General features: G+C 47.2%; 20 protein-coding genes and 1 tRNA gene. 11 read left to right on the top strand and 10 right to left on the bottom strand.

Annotation, left to right across the window (positions count from 1 at the left end; translation table 11 throughout):
- Window positions 1-230 precede the first annotated feature (230 nt).
- The 3 genes from JTN23_RS08325 (at window position 231) to JTN23_RS08315 (ending at window position 2,577) form a co-directional block, all read left to right on the top strand.
- Complete coding sequence (locus JTN23_RS08325; RefSeq protein ID WP_247233794.1) at window positions 231-980, top strand: hypothetical protein; 750 nt, start codon at window positions 231-233, stop codon at window positions 978-980.
- Window positions 981-1,269: 289 nt separating this feature from the next.
- Complete coding sequence (locus tag JTN23_RS08320) at window positions 1,270-2,016, top strand: SGNH/GDSL hydrolase family protein (protein WP_247233792.1); 747 nt, start codon at window positions 1,270-1,272, stop codon at window positions 2,014-2,016.
- 114 nt (window positions 2,017-2,130) lie between these two features.
- The gene (locus JTN23_RS08315) at window positions 2,131-2,577 is read left to right on the top strand and encodes a DinB family protein (protein ID WP_247233790.1); all 447 of its coding nucleotides are present in this window, start codon (window positions 2,131-2,133) and stop codon (window positions 2,575-2,577) included.
- 154 nt (window positions 2,578-2,731) lie between these two features.
- Here JTN23_RS08315 and JTN23_RS08310 read toward each other — a convergent pair whose 3' ends face one another.
- Complete coding sequence (locus tag JTN23_RS08310) at window positions 2,732-3,463, bottom strand: LytR/AlgR family response regulator transcription factor (protein WP_247233788.1); 732 nt, start codon at window positions 3,461-3,463, stop codon at window positions 2,732-2,734.
- A complete protein-coding gene (locus tag JTN23_RS08305) occupies window positions 3,450-4,574 on the bottom strand; it encodes a sensor histidine kinase (RefSeq protein ID WP_247233786.1) in 1,125 nt (374 codons plus the stop codon). The genes JTN23_RS08310 and JTN23_RS08305 overlap by 14 nt, the downstream gene beginning before the upstream one ends.
- A 217-nt stretch (window positions 4,575-4,791) precedes the next feature.
- On the opposite strand from JTN23_RS08305, the gene JTN23_RS08300 reads away from it, so the two are divergent.
- Window positions 4,792-5,121 (top strand): hypothetical protein, encoded by a 330-nt coding sequence (locus tag JTN23_RS08300; protein WP_247233784.1) that lies wholly within the window; start codon window positions 4,792-4,794, stop codon window positions 5,119-5,121.
- Window positions 5,122-5,245: 124 nt separating this feature from the next.
- Here the strand turns inward: JTN23_RS08300 and JTN23_RS08295 are convergent, their stop codons facing one another.
- From JTN23_RS08295 to JTN23_RS08270, 6 genes are all read right to left on the bottom strand, one after another.
- On the bottom strand, window positions 5,246-5,578 hold the full coding sequence (locus JTN23_RS08295) for an SH3 beta-barrel fold-containing protein (RefSeq protein WP_247233782.1): 333 nt from the start codon (window positions 5,576-5,578) through the stop codon (window positions 5,246-5,248).
- A gap of 139 nt (window positions 5,579-5,717) precedes the next feature.
- The gene (locus JTN23_RS08290; protein WP_247233780.1) at window positions 5,718-6,311 is read right to left on the bottom strand and encodes a class I SAM-dependent methyltransferase; all 594 of its coding nucleotides are present in this window, start codon (window positions 6,309-6,311) and stop codon (window positions 5,718-5,720) included.
- Window positions 6,312-6,363: 52 nt separating this feature from the next.
- On the bottom strand, window positions 6,364-7,098 hold the full coding sequence (locus JTN23_RS08285; RefSeq protein ID WP_247233777.1) for a polysaccharide deacetylase family protein: 735 nt from the start codon (window positions 7,096-7,098) through the stop codon (window positions 6,364-6,366).
- Window positions 7,070-7,870: a glycosyltransferase family 2 protein gene (locus JTN23_RS08280; protein WP_247233775.1), complete on the bottom strand. Its 801-nt coding sequence runs from the start codon at window positions 7,868-7,870 to the stop codon at window positions 7,070-7,072. Before JTN23_RS08280 ends, JTN23_RS08285 begins: the two co-directional genes overlap by 29 nt.
- Before the next feature lie 262 nt (window positions 7,871-8,132).
- Window positions 8,133-8,882 (bottom strand): DUF8737 domain-containing protein, encoded by a 750-nt coding sequence (locus JTN23_RS08275; RefSeq protein ID WP_247233773.1) that lies wholly within the window; start codon window positions 8,880-8,882, stop codon window positions 8,133-8,135.
- A 56-nt stretch (window positions 8,883-8,938) separates the two neighbouring features.
- The gene (locus tag JTN23_RS08270) at window positions 8,939-9,409 is read right to left on the bottom strand and encodes a MarR family winged helix-turn-helix transcriptional regulator (protein WP_247233771.1); all 471 of its coding nucleotides are present in this window, start codon (window positions 9,407-9,409) and stop codon (window positions 8,939-8,941) included.
- A gap of 214 nt (window positions 9,410-9,623) precedes the next feature.
- On the opposite strand from JTN23_RS08270, the gene JTN23_RS25805 reads away from it, so the two are divergent.
- The gene (locus tag JTN23_RS25805) at window positions 9,624-9,755 is read left to right on the top strand and encodes a hypothetical protein (protein WP_262918478.1); all 132 of its coding nucleotides are present in this window, start codon (window positions 9,624-9,626) and stop codon (window positions 9,753-9,755) included.
- A 258-nt stretch (window positions 9,756-10,013) separates the two neighbouring features.
- Window positions 10,014-10,145 (top strand): hypothetical protein, encoded by a 132-nt coding sequence (locus JTN23_RS25800; protein ID WP_262918477.1) that lies wholly within the window; start codon window positions 10,014-10,016, stop codon window positions 10,143-10,145.
- A gap of 195 nt (window positions 10,146-10,340) precedes the next feature.
- Here the strand turns inward: JTN23_RS25800 and JTN23_RS08265 are convergent, their stop codons facing one another.
- A complete protein-coding gene (locus tag JTN23_RS08265; protein WP_247233769.1) occupies window positions 10,341-11,291 on the bottom strand; it encodes an NADP-dependent oxidoreductase in 951 nt (316 codons plus the stop codon).
- A 183-nt stretch (window positions 11,292-11,474) separates the two neighbouring features.
- Here JTN23_RS08265 and JTN23_RS08260 point away from each other — a divergent pair, with 183 nt between their 5' ends.
- The 4 genes from JTN23_RS08260 to JTN23_RS08245 all read left to right on the top strand — a co-directional run bounded on the left by JTN23_RS08260 (window position 11,475) and on the right by JTN23_RS08245 (window position 14,109).
- A complete protein-coding gene (locus JTN23_RS08260; protein ID WP_247233767.1) occupies window positions 11,475-12,056 on the top strand; it encodes a Crp/Fnr family transcriptional regulator in 582 nt (193 codons plus the stop codon).
- Window positions 12,057-12,191: 135 nt separating this feature from the next.
- Complete coding sequence (locus JTN23_RS08255) at window positions 12,192-13,097, top strand: pirin family protein (RefSeq protein ID WP_247233765.1); 906 nt, start codon at window positions 12,192-12,194, stop codon at window positions 13,095-13,097.
- A gap of 105 nt (window positions 13,098-13,202) precedes the next feature.
- Window positions 13,203-13,799 carry an NADPH-dependent F420 reductase gene (locus JTN23_RS08250; RefSeq protein WP_247233763.1) on the top strand — a complete coding sequence of 199 codons (597 nt, stop codon included), beginning with the start codon at window positions 13,203-13,205 and terminating at the stop codon, window positions 13,797-13,799.
- Window position 13,800: 1 nt separating this feature from the next.
- Complete coding sequence (locus tag JTN23_RS08245) at window positions 13,801-14,109, top strand: GNAT family N-acetyltransferase (RefSeq protein ID WP_247233761.1); 309 nt, start codon at window positions 13,801-13,803, stop codon at window positions 14,107-14,109.
- 197 nt (window positions 14,110-14,306) lie between these two features.
- Here JTN23_RS08245 and JTN23_RS08240 read toward each other — a convergent pair.
- Window positions 14,307-14,372, bottom strand: a tRNA-Ile gene (locus tag JTN23_RS08240).
- Between the two features lie 139 nt (window positions 14,373-14,511).
- Here JTN23_RS08240 and JTN23_RS08235 point away from each other — a divergent pair.
- On the top strand, window positions 14,512-15,759 hold the full coding sequence (locus tag JTN23_RS08235) for a tyrosine-type recombinase/integrase (RefSeq protein WP_247233759.1): 1,248 nt from the start codon (window positions 14,512-14,514) through the stop codon (window positions 15,757-15,759).
- Window positions 15,760-16,056 lie beyond the last annotated feature (297 nt).

The raw sequence follows: 16,056 nt of genomic DNA, 5'->3' as shown, positions 1-16,056 counted from the left end.
GGGCTATTTGATGTGCGTATCTTGAATTGTTTAGATGAAGCATCAATACAAAATGCGCAATACATTTCTTTGTGTTCCCAAAGCCCGCTTTAGTACATATCCTCGCATAAATTACTGGTATACAGATATTTGAATTTAGGTAATCAAGCAATTTGGAATTCTTTCAATAAAGTATAAAATTTGGCTTGACGCATAAAACCTTCGTCTATTTACAAGTTGGTAGCAATGCTATGACAGAACTCGATACTACAGCAAAACTGGACGACTACGAAGACGAAGACATCTTTGACGTCGTTGTAAAACTTGAAAAGTCATTTGGCTTAAAGTTCGACAAGAACGCATTCTTCCACATCAAGACATTTGGCGACCTGTTCGACGTTTTTGAAAGCCACATTAGCTACGAACATCGTGACGACTGCACTAAACAGCAAGCTTTCTATCGAGTTCGTAAAGCTATTGCTTCGACACTACAAATTAGCCGTAACAATATCCAGCTTGACACCAAACTTTCAGACCTGTTTCCAAGCCGTGACCGCCGACAAAAGGCAAAGGAATTCAAAAGGGCTGTTGGCACAGACATTAAAATCTTGACCTATCCAGGCTGGCTTGCATTGACATTTGTAATTGGCTTTTTATTGTCGCTTGCTGCTTTTTTCTATGACTGGAAAATTGCGTTGAGTGGCATTGTGTTCTTTTTATCAGCAATAAAGATTGCAGAAAAGTTAGGCAAGACTTTAGACTTCCAAACTGTTCGAGAACTGACAGATAAATTAGCAAGAGAGAATTACGTTGACGTTAGGCGGACAAAGGGAACATTCAACAAGCAGGAACTTTTACAAACCATCATTGACACGTTTAGCAACGACCTTGCAATTGAAAAGGCTTACCTGACAAGGGAGGCAACGTTCAGTTGGACAAAAAGCACTGCTACCAACAGCGGTTTGGCGTCAGTGGGGCACGACGAACAAAATATCAGCTAATTGCACCTGTCAGCTACTGTTCCAGCATGAAGTCCAACATTCAACTTTAGTTCATATTTTCATCATCAATAAATCTTATCGGCTTCAGTTCAGGGCTGGACGAACAACAATTCCCCACCGAACGCCAAGCCGATTGACGTTATGCGAATCAAATAACACCCTTGAAAGTCACCGCTTGTTTGTAAAATTTAACTTCTAAGCACCTATCACATCAGCGCCTTTCCGAACTCGTGCTTGTAGATTTTGTCGATGGGTAGCTATTTTTTCCCAACTCCTCATAGGTAAATATATGCAGAAGCAACAAAATATAGATCTGGTTACAAAAGCAAGAATAAGCTATTTGCTCCTTTTTCTTCTCCTACTTTCGGGCAGTGTTTATTCACAAAATAAGATTGAGCCATCGAAGCTTAAAGAATCCTTGAATTATGGAAAGTCGGTAGCTGTCTTTGGTGGCTCTGTTTCTGTGATTCCGGCAAGTGATAGCGCCAAGAGTATGTGGAAAGAGCACCTGGGAATGACCATTACTAATTACGGAGTGGGTGGCGCGGGTTTTTCTTCCTTACAGGGCAAGTCCCTTCAGCAGCAAGTGGATGGTGCTGGTGTATTTGACATTTATATTCTTTGGGCTTCAACGAATGACTATACCAATCATAGGGAGGTTGGAAATTATACCGATTATACAGAGTTTGACGGGTATGACAAGGCAAAATTAACTACCCAGGCTGGGGGAATTAACTACTGTATAAAAAAGATCTACGAGATCAACCCTCGTGCTGTTATCTACTTTTTTACATCGAGCAAAGCCTTTAATGACCGAGGCGGGTACGATCCCTTATATGCACAAGGGATGAGCCGGTACGTTGACATGCAGAAAAGGATTTGTGAGCTTCATGGAATACCGGTTCTTGATCAGTTTGCCTTAGGGGGTTATAACATCTATAACAAGCATTTGTATTACACCGACCCTATCCATATGAATGCAGCAGGCTACAAAAAGCTAGGCGAACTACAAGTATCATTCCTCGCATTTCCTTAGTTCATATGTAGTCTTTGAGGATTTTGATGTAGCACGTATGTCATACAGGTACACTTTGACCATCTTACAAGAAGCTATAACTGCGCCTGAATACATAATTAAGAAATAAGACAGATGTTAATAGAAACGTTAAAAACGCTGTTCACGAGAGACTTAAATAGATTACGAGCCGAAGTAGAATTGTATAAGGAGGAAGAAAACCTATGGAAGGTGGAAGGAGCTATTGCTAACTCAGCCGGAAACCTTTGCCTGCACCTGGTAGGCAACCTCAATACGTATATAGGAAAGGAAATCGGAAAAACAGGCTATGTAAGAAACAGAGAGCTGGAGTTTTCCTTAAAAGATGTTTCCCGGAAAGAATTGCTCAGCCAGATTGATAACACCATTGAGGTAGTTAACAACTCACTGGATAGCCTGGATGAGGGTGCTTTAGCGAATGAATATCCTATCCTGGTATTTGATCAGAAGACCTCTACTGAATATTTGCTGGTGCACCTGGCCACGCACTTAACTTATCACCTAGGTCAGGTCAACTATCATAGGAGGTTGCTTGACAGTTAAGAATTGCACGTAACAGGTTAACTGTTAAGTACCGGCTCCTACTCTGACCAAACATCTAGAATACTAAGTAGGTAAAGGAGAATTAAAGTAACTACCCATCCTTATCCTTTTGCTTCAAGCTAATACCTAACACCTAAAAACTAAAGGCTACTCCCTACCTCATCAGTGCCTTTTCGACCTCGTGCTTGTAGAGCTTACCTATGGGTAGTTCTTTTTTACCCAGCTCTACGTGGGTGGAGGTAAAGCTGGTTACCTTATCCAGCGACACCAGGAAGCTGCGGTGGATACGCCGGAACTGGCGCTCCGGCAGCATTTCTTCTACGGCCGAGATGGGCTGTTTGGTCACAAGTTGGCCGTCGGTGGTGACGATGCGTACGTAGTCTTTGAGGCTTTCGACGTAGCAGATATCATCCAGGTACACCTTCACCATCTTACGATCTACCCGGAAGTACAGGAACTCGGAACGACTACTGGTATCAGGTACTTTGGCCGCCTGCTGGTGCAGGGCTGCTGGTACCTCGCCGGATACGTGGAGCTTATCCACGGCTTTCAGGAACCGGTCAAACGAGAAAGGCTTCAGCAGGTAGTCTACCGCGCTAAGCTCAAAGCCTTCGATGGCGTACTCACTGAAGGCCGTAGTAAATATCACCTTCGGCGGATTTTTGAGCGAACGCATCAGATCAGTACCCCGGAGCTGGGGCATCTGTATATCCAGAAACAGGAGGTCCACACTCTGTTGCTGCAACTGGTGGTAGGCATCCAGCGCATTGGAGCACTCTCCCACCAACCGGAGCGAAGGCACGGCCCGCAGGTAGGTCTTCAGTACCTCCAGGGCGGGGGGTTCATCATCCACGATCAGGCATCGGATGGGTTCAGGCAAGCTCATAACTGCTATCAGATTTGGGTTGGTGGGTAGGTACTACGGGTACTTCGTCCAGGGTGAGCTTCAGATAAGCCACAAAGGTCTCCTCCTGGTCGCTTACCTTGAGCTGGTGCCGGTGTGGATACAGCATTTCCAGGCGCTTGCGCACATTGGCCAAGCCTATCCCCGACTCTATCTTGGTAGTACTCTCAGTACTTACCGGGTTGATTACCTTAAAGGTAAGGAAGTGCTCCGAGACATCCAGCGAAATAGAGATCCACGCCTGGTCCAGCATCTGACTGGTACCGTGCTTGAAGGCATTCTCGACGAAGGGCAGCAGGATCAGGGGGGCAATCTGGTGGGTGTCCTTCACGCCCTGCATCCGCATGGATATATCCAGCCGGTCGCCGTAGCGGAGTTTCTCCAGTTCTACGTAGGTCTCCAGCATATGTACTTCCTTTTGCAGCGATACCTTTTCGGCGCTGCACTCGTACAGCATGTAGCGTAGTAGTCCCGAAAGCCTCAGGACGATATCGCCGCTGTGCTCCGACCCACTCACGATGTGTCCGTACAGGTTATTGAGGGTATTGAACAGGAAGTGGGGGTGCAGCTGCCCTTTCAGGATATTCAGCTCCGCCGCCAGTTTCTCGCGCTTCAGAGTTTCGTTTTCGACTTTCTTCTGGTACCAGAATTTCAGCAGCTTAATGGTACCCGTAAATCCGGTGGTGGTGTTGGTACCTCGCAATCCCGCCATAAGCCCATAAAACATATTTGATCTGGGATTGGGGAGCCCCATGCTGTCTCGAAGGGGTTCTACAAACCAGACGGTAAAAAAGTGAGAAACCAATGCAGCCAGTACGATGCTAACCGCCATCAGTAAAACGGACATCAGGTAGCGGGAGCGTAGCAGGTACACCGGAATAATCCAGTAGATAAGGGCGTACCCCATACCAATATGGATGGGCATATAGATAAGAGCCTCCCAAAAAGAACTGATGTAGGCCAGCTCAGGATTGATAGTAACGAACTTCTGGGCGTAGATGTACGTGAAGAATAAGAGCCAGCATAGCCAGAACAGGGTGTGCCGGGTCAGGACGTACTTCCGTTTTTCTGAAAAGATGAGCGTCTCGAGCATGATGCACCTTTTTTTATATCAAAAATACAACTATCTGACGCTTCCTATACTCTTATAGTTACTTTATCGACAAAAGGTTTTTTTTAGACGACAAATGGCTTTCGTAGCTTATCTGGGGCCGAATAGCTACCTACGGAGTAGTACCGTCTATTTCTGAAGCGGCGAATTGAGACGCTATGTAGCTTTGAACCATCAATTCAAACAAAACATCTTAGCCATGAAAAATTTATTCAAAACACTGATTTGCCTGAGCCTGATCGCAGGATTCGGCACCACCAAGAGCCAGGCCCAGTCTCAACCTGCTACCGGCCACTACCACTGGGTGGTGGAAGTAAGCAAGACCGACGCGGTGACGTCGACCTTCCGTATTTACCACAACCAGGACCAGCTCGTATACGAAGAAACACTGAAAGACAAGAGCCTGGATATCCGCAAACGTACTACCCGTCGCAAACTCGACAAGGCCCTGCACACCTACGTAGCCTCAGCCCAGCAACTAGCTAAGCTCAATCAGAAGACCTTGCTGCAATCGCTGGCCGTACGCTAACCAAACGCTTTTATTTCCGGTTGCTTGCCGGATTTTGGGATTTAGTAATAGAAAAAGCCTCCCCTCTGCTGGAAGGGAGGCTTTTTTGTATGTATACCTGAAAATAACTCTGCTAAACTCTCTACTAGGCAGCCAGCAGCAGATTGGCCACCTTACACGAGCGCCAGTCCATACGCTGAGCGTCGAAATACGTCAGCACAGTAGGCTGCGTTTCGCGTTCGCCCTTCGGTGTATACTGGGCCGACAGCAGATCCAGCTGCAACGTACCGGCCGCCGGACGGAATGATCCGTCTTTCTTCTTATACAGAAAGGCCACGATACCTTCGTTCATGGCTACACGTAACTTGTGCGAAGCCCAGGCTTTGCTGAGTGCTTCCGAAAAGCTGGAACACTCGGGACGTACTGCCCATGCTGTTGTAAATAATTGTGATCTGTCTAAATCTATCCTGTTTTTCATAGCTATCTCTTTCTTTTTCTCTGTGTATATATAACAAAAATCGCAGCCGGATAATTGCAAATTCCACAATTATTCCGCCGCGATTAATATGTATAAACAACTTATTATCAGCATATTAATAGTTACGTTTCATTAATTTTCACTTCTTACCCAGTACTGTGATGGTAAAGGTATTTCGGGTAGCTATCACCGTAGTACCATCTATCTTGGGGTAGGTACATTGGTCCATCATCCGGTGCCAGTTGGCGTTACGTTCATCGCCATTGATACTCACAATAAAGATCCCCTCTGCCGCCAGGTACTTGTTAAAGCGATCCAGCACTGCCTCCACCGAGGGGGCGTAGTAGATGGCTTCGTTGATGATGATGCAGTCGAAGGTAGTATCCGGCTCGTAGGTATTCATATCCGCCACCAGGTACCTGGTCTTTTCGTCTTCGTTTTTTCTGCCCATCTCGATCGCCACGTCCGAAACATCCGTCGAGTAGTACAGGCTATATTTGGTCTTGTCGAACCGCTGCTGCAGGTATCCCTCGCCCGCTCCCATTTCCAGGATCCTGCCGTTGGGCTTCAGGTACTGAGCATAGCCGGCTATAACGCTGAAGCGCGCCAGCTCCTTGATGTCGCCCAGGCTGTTCCATTGTCCTTTGGCGTACTGGTGGTTCCAGCGGTCACGATCCTTCCGAAGTATCTTGCGCTTAAAGAGGTCTTCTGCGTTTTCAAAAAAAGTACTCATAGTAGATGATGGTTAAGAAATTTTCCAGAGAGTGTTATAAATGGCAGACAGACTAGAACAGCCGGCCGAGCAGGACTTTCCTCCTGAAGGTGAATAGCGAATCAGTACCCCGGATGTCAATGCGGTTTATTTCGTAGAGGTCTTTGGGAACGGCCGGGTTGATGCGGTTCCCGATCCGGAAAGCCGCCTGTATATTATTCTCCCGAAACACCCGAAGCATCTGCACGTAGTGGTGCGGCTCGGAAGGTCGGCTCCCGTACGGGTACGCCAGCGCCTTTACGAAGTGCAGCCCGTGCTCAACAAAGAAATCCACGCAGGCTTTCAGGTCACTGGCCATCTCATCGGGCGATGCGTCGCGGTAGTTGAGGTGCTGGTGCGTGTGCAGGGCCAGTTCGAACACCTCCGGGTCCAACCGGCTCAACTGCCCCACCGTCAGCAGGTCTTCCGCCTCCGAGTCCCAGGACGACGAGGTACCCACGTAGCCCGTAGGTACAAACAGCGTGGCCCTGGCACCGTACTCTTTCAGGAGCGGATAGGCCAGCGTCAGGTTACTGACATAGGCGTCATCGAAGGTGAGCAATACCGGCCGGGGCGGCAACGCCAGTCCCTGGTAGATGTGGTACAGCCAGTCCTGCAAAGTAATGAAGTGGTACCCCTCCGCAGTCAGTACGGCCAGATGCTTCCTGAACTGGCTAGTGGTAACCGTGAGGTAGTCGGACCGGCTCTCATCAAACTTATGGTACATAAGTACCCGTACCCTACTGGGCGACGAGTGTTTCCAGAACATAACCCGGCTGAGTAGTAATGACTGTATTTTTGTTCTGAAGCTCCACCAGCTTGGTGTACTTGGTCATGGTATATACCGACATATAAAGCGCCCACAGGAAGCCTTCGTAGCCATCCAGTATCCCCAACCGCAATATATAGATGCGCAGGAATGTCAGCGGGAGGCGAAAAACGGCCTTGAGCCGGGAAGACCGTTTGCCTCTCTGATGCATAGCATGAGCGGCTATGGTAGTATAGCGATCTATCTTCAGGAAATGATCCGTGATGTTCTCAAAACTGTAATGGTATATCCGGTTGGAGAGCGTACCTACCTTCCCCGTAACCACTACTTTTTCGTGTACGTTATCCGTGGTGTAGTTACCGGTCCGGCGGTCAAACAGGCGCAGAAACCGTTTGTTGTACTCACCCGAGTGCCGGAGTAGTCGCCCTTGGTACACCAGCGAGATCGGGAACCTGTACCCCTGGCAGCCGGGTCCCTGCCGCAGTACCTGCTGGATCTCCAAGGTCAGCTCCGGCGACACTACTTCATCGGCATCGATGGAAAGGATCCAGTCGTGGGTAGCCTGCCCTACGGCGTACCGCTTCTGACTACCATACCCATCAAACGACCGGTGAAAGACACGTGCACCCATGCCTTCGGCCAATGCTACCGTAGCATCGGTACTGCCCGAGTCTACCACTATAATCTCATCGGCCCAGGCAACAGAGCGTAGGGTTAGGGGCAGCGCCTGCGCCTCGTTGTATGTAATGATCACAACACTGATCGGTGTCATATAATGTGAGAAGGTCTAAGAATAAGAAGGATATAGTGGGTACAGTTGCTGACAGATCTATCATACATTGCAGCAGGTATTGTATCCAGTTCACAATGATCAGACACCGGAATTAAAAGAGGCTTAAAAGCAGATTAGAAAAAAGTTAGAATAGTTAAAATCTATCAGCCTATAATGAAATAGAGCCACGCTCGGATGAACGCAGCTCTATGACATTGTACTTGAAAGTAGTAATGAATGAGAGTGGCAGAAGAAGCTCTGCTTAGTTAATCAGTCCTGCCTTTATAGCAGTCTTACTATTCGCCGTAGAACTGGCAGCAGCTCTGGTCAGTTGCCGGATCGACACCAGGTGTGTAAGCAGTGCTACCGGTACGATAAAGGTAGGCAGCCATATAAACGGCGCGTGCAGCAGGGCTATGTTGGGCTGCTTAAAGGCAAATTGCTGAAAAGGAGTAGGTGCCGAAAGTATACCGTGAAAGACGATATTCAGGAGGAGGCCCAGCGACAGCACGTTCCACACCAGTACTACCCGCTTTGAGATGTACTGATTCGTCAGCCCCAGGTAGGCTACCACGGGCGCCGTCATCCCTACCAGTATGTCAAAGTTTCGTCCGGTGAAGGTCATGAGCTCCGGGATAGTCTTGTGCAGGAACAACCAATACAGTACCAGCTCCACGGGTATCCGCACGGCATTGGTATACGTCAGGGTGGAAAGCGGCAACCGGTCCAGAAACCTCCTGCCTTTGCCGGTGGAGAACAGCAGTACAATAGCCAGCAAGGGAGGGCCTACCGCAAAAATAAGCCTCGGCGGTACGGACGTAGTATCTTTATAGAAACCTGTGAATGCCAGAGCTGCCTTGATCGCCAGCCAGACCAGCAGACCTATCGTAACATAGCTAAACGTGGAGGTAGAAACGCCACTCTTCCGTACAGTGGCCAGAAGGAAGATCAGGGTAGCGAGCGTAGTGAGCGCGAACACGACCGGGATAAACAGGGGCAGGTTATGTAACATTGGGCTAGCAGATAAAGTTAAACATGTATGTGCAAGTGTATAGGTAAAAAAACAGACTACTCTTTTATGTCGTCCAGGTTCGACCGGATTGCCTCCGTAATCAGGTCCAGCTGCTGAATATTGTACTTACCCAGTATTCCCTCTACGGTAGTATGCAGCTTCTCCCAGATGGGCGAAACAGTCTCTACCAGTTCATAGCCTTTCTGCGTCAGCGACAGCTCCGAGTGCCGCGGGTCCTGCCCCTTCGCTATATGTACCCAGCCCTTATCTACCAGCTTTTTGAGGTCCCTGCTCATCGTCGACTGATCCAGCACCAGCATATCCGCAATGGCCTTCTGGTTGACGTTCCTCCTCTTCCCGATAATAAAAAGGATGGATACCATACTTCCCTGCAACCCATACGGCCTGAACTTGCTTTCGTAGGCGGCATTGAGCATACGGTGCAGCCGGCGCAGCTTACCATTGATACAGTACTGCGGACGGATGCGGTCAAAATGAGGCGTATTAAACTTATCTTGTTGCTGCATGAGGTAAATGTATGAAAATATTTACTTGCACATACAAGTACTATCAAAAATTATTTCCAGAGCGGGTTATTGCGTGCTGCTCTCTTCCCGACTAAACAACCGGAACGCCCTACGCGCATGGAGCCCTGCTAACGTATTCAAAAAAGTACATAAGCTGATTAAACCCGGACCGGCCAAAACTATCTAACAGATATACCACAAACTACTTATAGCCATGAATCCGATAACCATCATCCGTCAATACAGCGTACAAAAGAGTAAGTATGGCAAGAAGGAGAAGATTCATACCGCCGAGCCTTTTGAAGCGCTTACCAAGAAGTACTACTACGTCAAGACATTGAGCTGATACTAGACTATTCTTAACCTAAACCAGCAGAATAGGCACTCCTAGGAGTGCCTATTCTAATCTGAAAAGTACACATCAAAATTGTCAAGTTGACATTCATTCTGTCACCTTTTCACCCCTGCCCGCCAGAAGGATATTTCGTAAAGTACTGGTATTTGATTTGCAATGGGATGTAGTAGGAACACAGATCTGTGAAGCCTGTCAACTAGAGTGGTGATGTTATCGTAAATGAGGTTGAACTTATAAACTGTTATAGCCATGAATCCGATAACAATGACACGCCAGTACAGCGTACAGAAAACGAAGCTGGACAAGAAAGAGGTCATCCAGACGGCCGAGCCCTTTGAGAATCTAATCAAGAAATACTATTACGTCAAGACCCTGAGTTAGTCCTAAACCGGCTGACGTACCAAGAGACTCAAAGTACCTCTACAAAACACAGGATCTGTGTAAGTATGAAAGTAAGCAGACTGTATTATACCTGTCGGAAGTCTGCCTCCGCAAAACAAATTCAGAAGTGATGTACAACATAAAAAGCGGTCGAAACCGCCTTGTATGTTATTCTCAATATATGAATTAGGTACCTCAGGGTACCACCACTATCTTACCGGTCGTATGTAGCGTATGGATTTGCTCCAGGGCTTCGGCTGCCTCATCCAGCGAATACGTCTTGCTCACGTGCACCCTGAGCTTTCCGGCTTCAGCCAGCTCCCGAAGGGCATACAGTTGAGTAGCATGGGGCTCTACAAATACAAACCTGAAGTTAATACCCGGGTCAAGATCCTTCCCCTGATTCAGAATAGAAACCAGCGTACCTCCTGGCTTCAGGGCCATCAGGCTTTGCTGCAGACTTTCGCCGCTGGTACAGTCAAAGATCAGGTCTACACCGTCAGGATATATCCTCTTGGTCGCCTCCCCTATGTGCTGATCTTTGTAGTCAATGGTATGATCAGCACCGAGCTCCCGCATATAAGCATGATTCCTGGCAGAGGCGACTCCTACTACTTCGGCTCCCCGGGCCTTCGCCAGTTGAATACCAAAAGTACCCACACCACCGGAAGCTCCAATGATCAGTACGCTCTGTCCCTCCTGCAGGTTACCGGCATCGTACAACGATTGGTAGGCGGTCAGTCCCGCCAGGGGTACACCGGCCGTTTCCTCCCAGCTGAGGTTCCGAGGTCTTAGGGCAAGATAGCTCTCGGGTATTATAATGTACTCCGCGAAGGTACCCCACTTTACTTCGGGTCGGCGGGCGTAGGCATATACTTCATCTCCTACCTCGAAGCGTCTGGCGGCGTGGCCCCGCTCCTCCACTACACCGGCCACATCCCAGCCCGGTATCACCGGCATCAGATGCGGCATCATATCCTTATAGTACCCTTCCCGGATCACCGCGTCCACCGGATTCACCCCGGCTGCTTTTACCCTGATCAGTACCTCCCCCTCTTTCAGTTCGGGAAGCTCCATAGTACCTACCGTTACCTTATCGCGTCCGCCGAATTCACTAAAACTCGCCGCTCTCATTTCTCTTGCCATAGTACTCTTTGTTTTTTAGTTCCAGAAGGTCAAAAAGGTCGTGCCACTTCCCTACTGCACCATACATCATCTTACCTTTACCATTGTACCGCCTTTGATGTATATTCGGGGCATTAAGCACTTACCCCACAAGTAAGCTGTTAGCACCTTTGACCAACATAATGATTGATAAGTAGCCAGGCTATGCAAGCTTTACGTACCTACATCGAACACTATACCTCCTCTCCCCTCTCCGAGGCCGACTTCGCTCTGATCTCCCAGGCTTTTACACCAAAGAAGCTCCGCCGAAAGCAGTACCTATTACAGGAAGGTGAGGTGTGTAAGTACTTTGCTTTTGTGTTGAAAGGCGCCCTGCGGCAGTATAGTGTGGATGATAAGGGAGTGGAGCATATAGTACACTTTGCGGTAGAAAACTGGTGGATTGGCGACCGGGAGAGCTTTATCATGCTCACTCCATCTAGGTACAATATTGATGCACTGGAAGAGGCGGAGCTGTTGCTCATTACCAATGCTCAGCTACAGGGGTTGATCAGCACGGTGCCGGCTATTGCCCAAATGGTCCGGGAACTGGATCAGCGGAACTTCATCGCAACCCAGAAACGCCTGCACGCTTCCATTGGCTATACCGCCGAAGAGCGCTACGCCGAGTTGAAACAGGTACATCCTGAGTTTTTACAGCGATTTCCGCAGCATATGCTCGCTTCGTACCTGGGCATATCGCCCGAGACACTGAGCCGGGTGCGCCATAAGTCACTCCGGCAGTAGGTGTTCATGCGCCTTTTCCCTTGACAAATGTCAAGAAGTTTTTCCGTCATTCGTCAACGGATAAGGGACCCCACCCATGCGACCTTTGTATTGTCAAAACGATGTCAAACTATTCATCCTAAAAGCAATACAACCATGAAAAAGTCAATCGCAGCCAGTTACAGCGGCAAAAACTCAAGAGTAGGCGAACTGCTGGTCAACCGCTTACTTCCCAACCGGTATGTACAGGCCGTAGGTCCCTTTGTATTCCTGGACCACCTGTACCCTTCCGAGCAGAAACCCCAGATACCGCAGGCTCCCTCGGGCGAATTTGCCCATCCGCACCGCGGTATTACCACCTTTACCTACCTGTTTAGCGGCTCCATGGAGCACTATGACAGCAGTGGCCATCACGGAATCGTGGAAGGGGGTGGTGCGCAATGGATGAAAGCCGGAAACGGAGTCATTCACGATGAAAACCCGAGTCCAGAGTTTCAGAAACAGGGAGGCGTATTACATGCTCTGCAGTTCTGGATAAACTTACCGGCCAAAAATAAAGCCGAAGCGCCTGATTACCTGGCTCTGCAGCCCCATGATATACCTGAAATCCTGCTGCCCGACGAGGCGGGTGTACTTCGGGTGGTCATTGGTACCTATGGCGACGTGACTTCGCCCGTCACAGCGTACAGCCGGCAGTTTATCTACCACGTACGGCTCCAGGCCAAGTCTACCTTTGCGCTGGATACTATAGCGGGCCTGGAGTATGCGGTTTTTATTCCTAACGATGAGGTAGTAGTCAGTGGAAGTAAGCACGGCAAGAGCGAGTTAGTTGTCTTTGGAGAAGAGGAAGGTACTATTACGCTGAGCAATACGACGATCTCTCCCACTGATGTCATCGTCTTTGGTGGTGAGCCCTATACCGAACCCATCGTAGCCCAGGGGCCCTTTGTGATGAACAACTTACAGGAAATCGCCCAGGCTTACCAGGACTTTTTCAACGGCAAGTACGGCCAGATCGAGTATAAAGAACTATCATCAACGAGTGGTGTAGCTGCACGCTGATGGCAGCCGGAACAGCCGTACAGGCAATTTGTACGGCTAGTCCTGGCTCATAAACAGAAAGACAACTCTTAACAGATAATTAACACCACTTACTATCCAATTCTCATGAAAATAGGTATCATTGGTACTGGCGGCATCGGCCAGGCCTTCGCCAGTCACGTAGCCCGCGCAGGTTACGAAGTATTCATTAGCAACAGCCGTGGTCCCGAATCTTTACAGGCTGTTGCCCGGCAACTAGGTGGCAATACCCGTGCCGTTACTACGGCGGAAGCCGCCGGAGCCAACGTAGTGTTTTTGTCGGTTCCTTGGAATAAGTTGGCCGAAGTAGTAGGTACCCTGCCCTCTCTGGCTGGTCGTGTTGTCATTGACCCGACCAACGCCATTCTGCCCGGCTTCAAGCCCGCGGATCTGGGCGGCAAAACCTCCAGTGAGGTAGTCGCCGACCTGTTGCCGGGCGCTAAACTGGTCAAGGCATTCAATACCCTGCCCGTAGCCATTTTACAGGCTGATCCTGGTGAAGCTGGCGGCAAGCGTGTGATCTTCTATTCAGGTAATGATACCGAAGCCAAGCACGTACTGCAAGATATTCTTACCAAAACAGGATTCGCCGGAATAGACTTGGGTGGCCTGCCCTTCGGAGGAAAAATGCAGTCATTTCCCGGTGGACCACTCGCCACGCTGAATCTTATCAAAAAGAACTAACATGGAAGAGGTACAACTCACCCTTACAGGCAAGCGTCGCGGCGCATTCGTCATTCAGTATGGCGAAGAACTTCTAGGCGAAATGGTGATTGGTATATCGTCAAGGTACCTGACTGTATACCATACCGAAATATCCCCCAAAGCAGAAGGCAAAGGACTAGCCCACCAGCTACTAACGACCATGGTAGCCTACGCCCGTGAGCACTCGCTGAAAGTCATCCCCTTGTGTCCGTACGTACACGCCCAGTTTAAGCGACATCCCGAACTGTACAATGACGTGTGGGAAAGGGCAAATCAACTACCTGGGTGATGGTAGGTGAATTATTAACTTGTCTGGTTACTTTATGGTAAGGTCTTAGTTCAACCAACTGATTGCCCGTTTTCGTGTATGATTTTTATCAACTATAGAATATAGTAAGCGTACAACTAAATGACGCATGCTAATCTACGTGCAAATAAAAAAAGCGCTTACATCTAGTACTAGATGTAAGCGCTTGATTTTCAACGTGGGCCCACCAGGGCTCGAACCTGGGACCACCTGATTATGAGTCAGTGTGCCATAGAGTTGACAACAGAAGACACTTTATGACACTTGTACCTTATATATCTATAAATGAATGATTTATACACATTCTTTATCTCTACAACTTGACAAGGTTAGCCAATAATTCTCATATTTGCATTGCAAATAATATGCAAATAACATAAAGCTATGCAAAGGACAACGAATGCAAAGGTATACCTTGATACTAGGAGACAAAAGAAGGATAAGACCTATCCAGTAAAGCTTGAAATCTACTTCAAGGGTAAGCAGGACCTTTTCTCAACGGGAGTTAGCTTTAGCGTAAATGAATATAAAACTTACGAAAGCGGTAAAACCATTAGAAATGACCTGTTCTTCGAATCGAAGCGCCGTATTCTTGATACCTTATGTATCAATGCCCGTAAGATTCTGGAGAGTTTGACTTTCTATACTAGGGAAGAGTTCAAAGAAAGGTGCTTTGGCAAAGAGAAAGACCCATTGGATGTCTTCAAAGCCCTTGAAGCTAAGATTGAGCAATTTGAGAAAGAGGACAGACTAAAGACCGCAGAGTCTTATCAACTCACCTTAAGTGCGTTAAAGGGGTACACAGATAACAGAGGTAAACTCCACTTCCAACAAGTAACGGTCGACTTTCTTAAATCATTCCAGGAATGGATGAGGATGAATCATCGTTCGACAAGTACAGTAGGCATATATACAAGAAACCTCAGAGCTATCTTCAATGAACTTATTGACAAAGATTTGATTGATAGTCAACTATACCCTTTTGGCAAAAACAAGTTTCAGCCCCCTACATCTATAAACAAGAAAAGAGCGCTTAAGCTCGAAGATATACGAAAGATAAGTAGCTACGGATACGTCGAGATGAGCACCACCCACAGAGCTATTGACTTCTTCCTATTCTCATTTAATTGTAACGGCATGAATATGAAGGATATAGCTTTACTTAGGTACAAAAATATACATGGAGGGTATATTAGGTTTGTAAGACAAAAGACGAAAAATACAAATAAGAAGGAAAAGACAATAGAGGTACCAATCAATGATGAAATTCAGAGGATTATAGACATTTGGGGCAGAAAGCCTGCATCAGCGGATTCTTTAATTTTTAACATCATTGAGGAGTCCATGCCTAGTAAAACAAAACAAGCTCGAATAAATGAATTTACAAATAGAATCAATAAAAAGCTTAATGAAGTTGGTAAAGATTTAGGAATAGAATATCTAAAAGTCACAACAGTTGTTGCGAGACATACCTTTTCTACAATATTAAAAAATGCAGGTTATCCAACAGAGTTTATCAAAGAGTCTTTAGGCCATGACAATGTAAAAACTACTGAAAATTACTTAAGTTCATTTGAGGATAACAAAAAGAAAGAAGCATCACAACTACTACAGAGTACAATAAAAGGGTAAATATAATAATATATATCGATTATAATATCAAGTATTGTAGCTTAACTATGAGTTAGATATATAACCTTGAAATTACGTCAATATTATCTATAATCAATTTCATGTTATTACAGGATAAAATATTTTTAGTCGGAAACCTATTTATGATTCAGTCTTTAAATATGTGGACATTTTTAGCAAAATTTAGGGAGGGTTGTAAACATGCTTCTTATTAGTATCGCCTATTATTGACGTAGAGAAGGACTCCACAGTAAGCACTTCGTCCATTGTGAGCTCGATTCCATCTTATTGAAATGA

The organism is Telluribacter roseus, from assembly GCF_017355915.2.
GTDB lineage: Bacteria > Bacteroidota > Bacteroidia > Cytophagales > Spirosomataceae > Telluribacter.
Note: the sequence above shows the minus strand (reverse complement) of the source record. Positions and strands in the feature narration are given on the sequence as shown.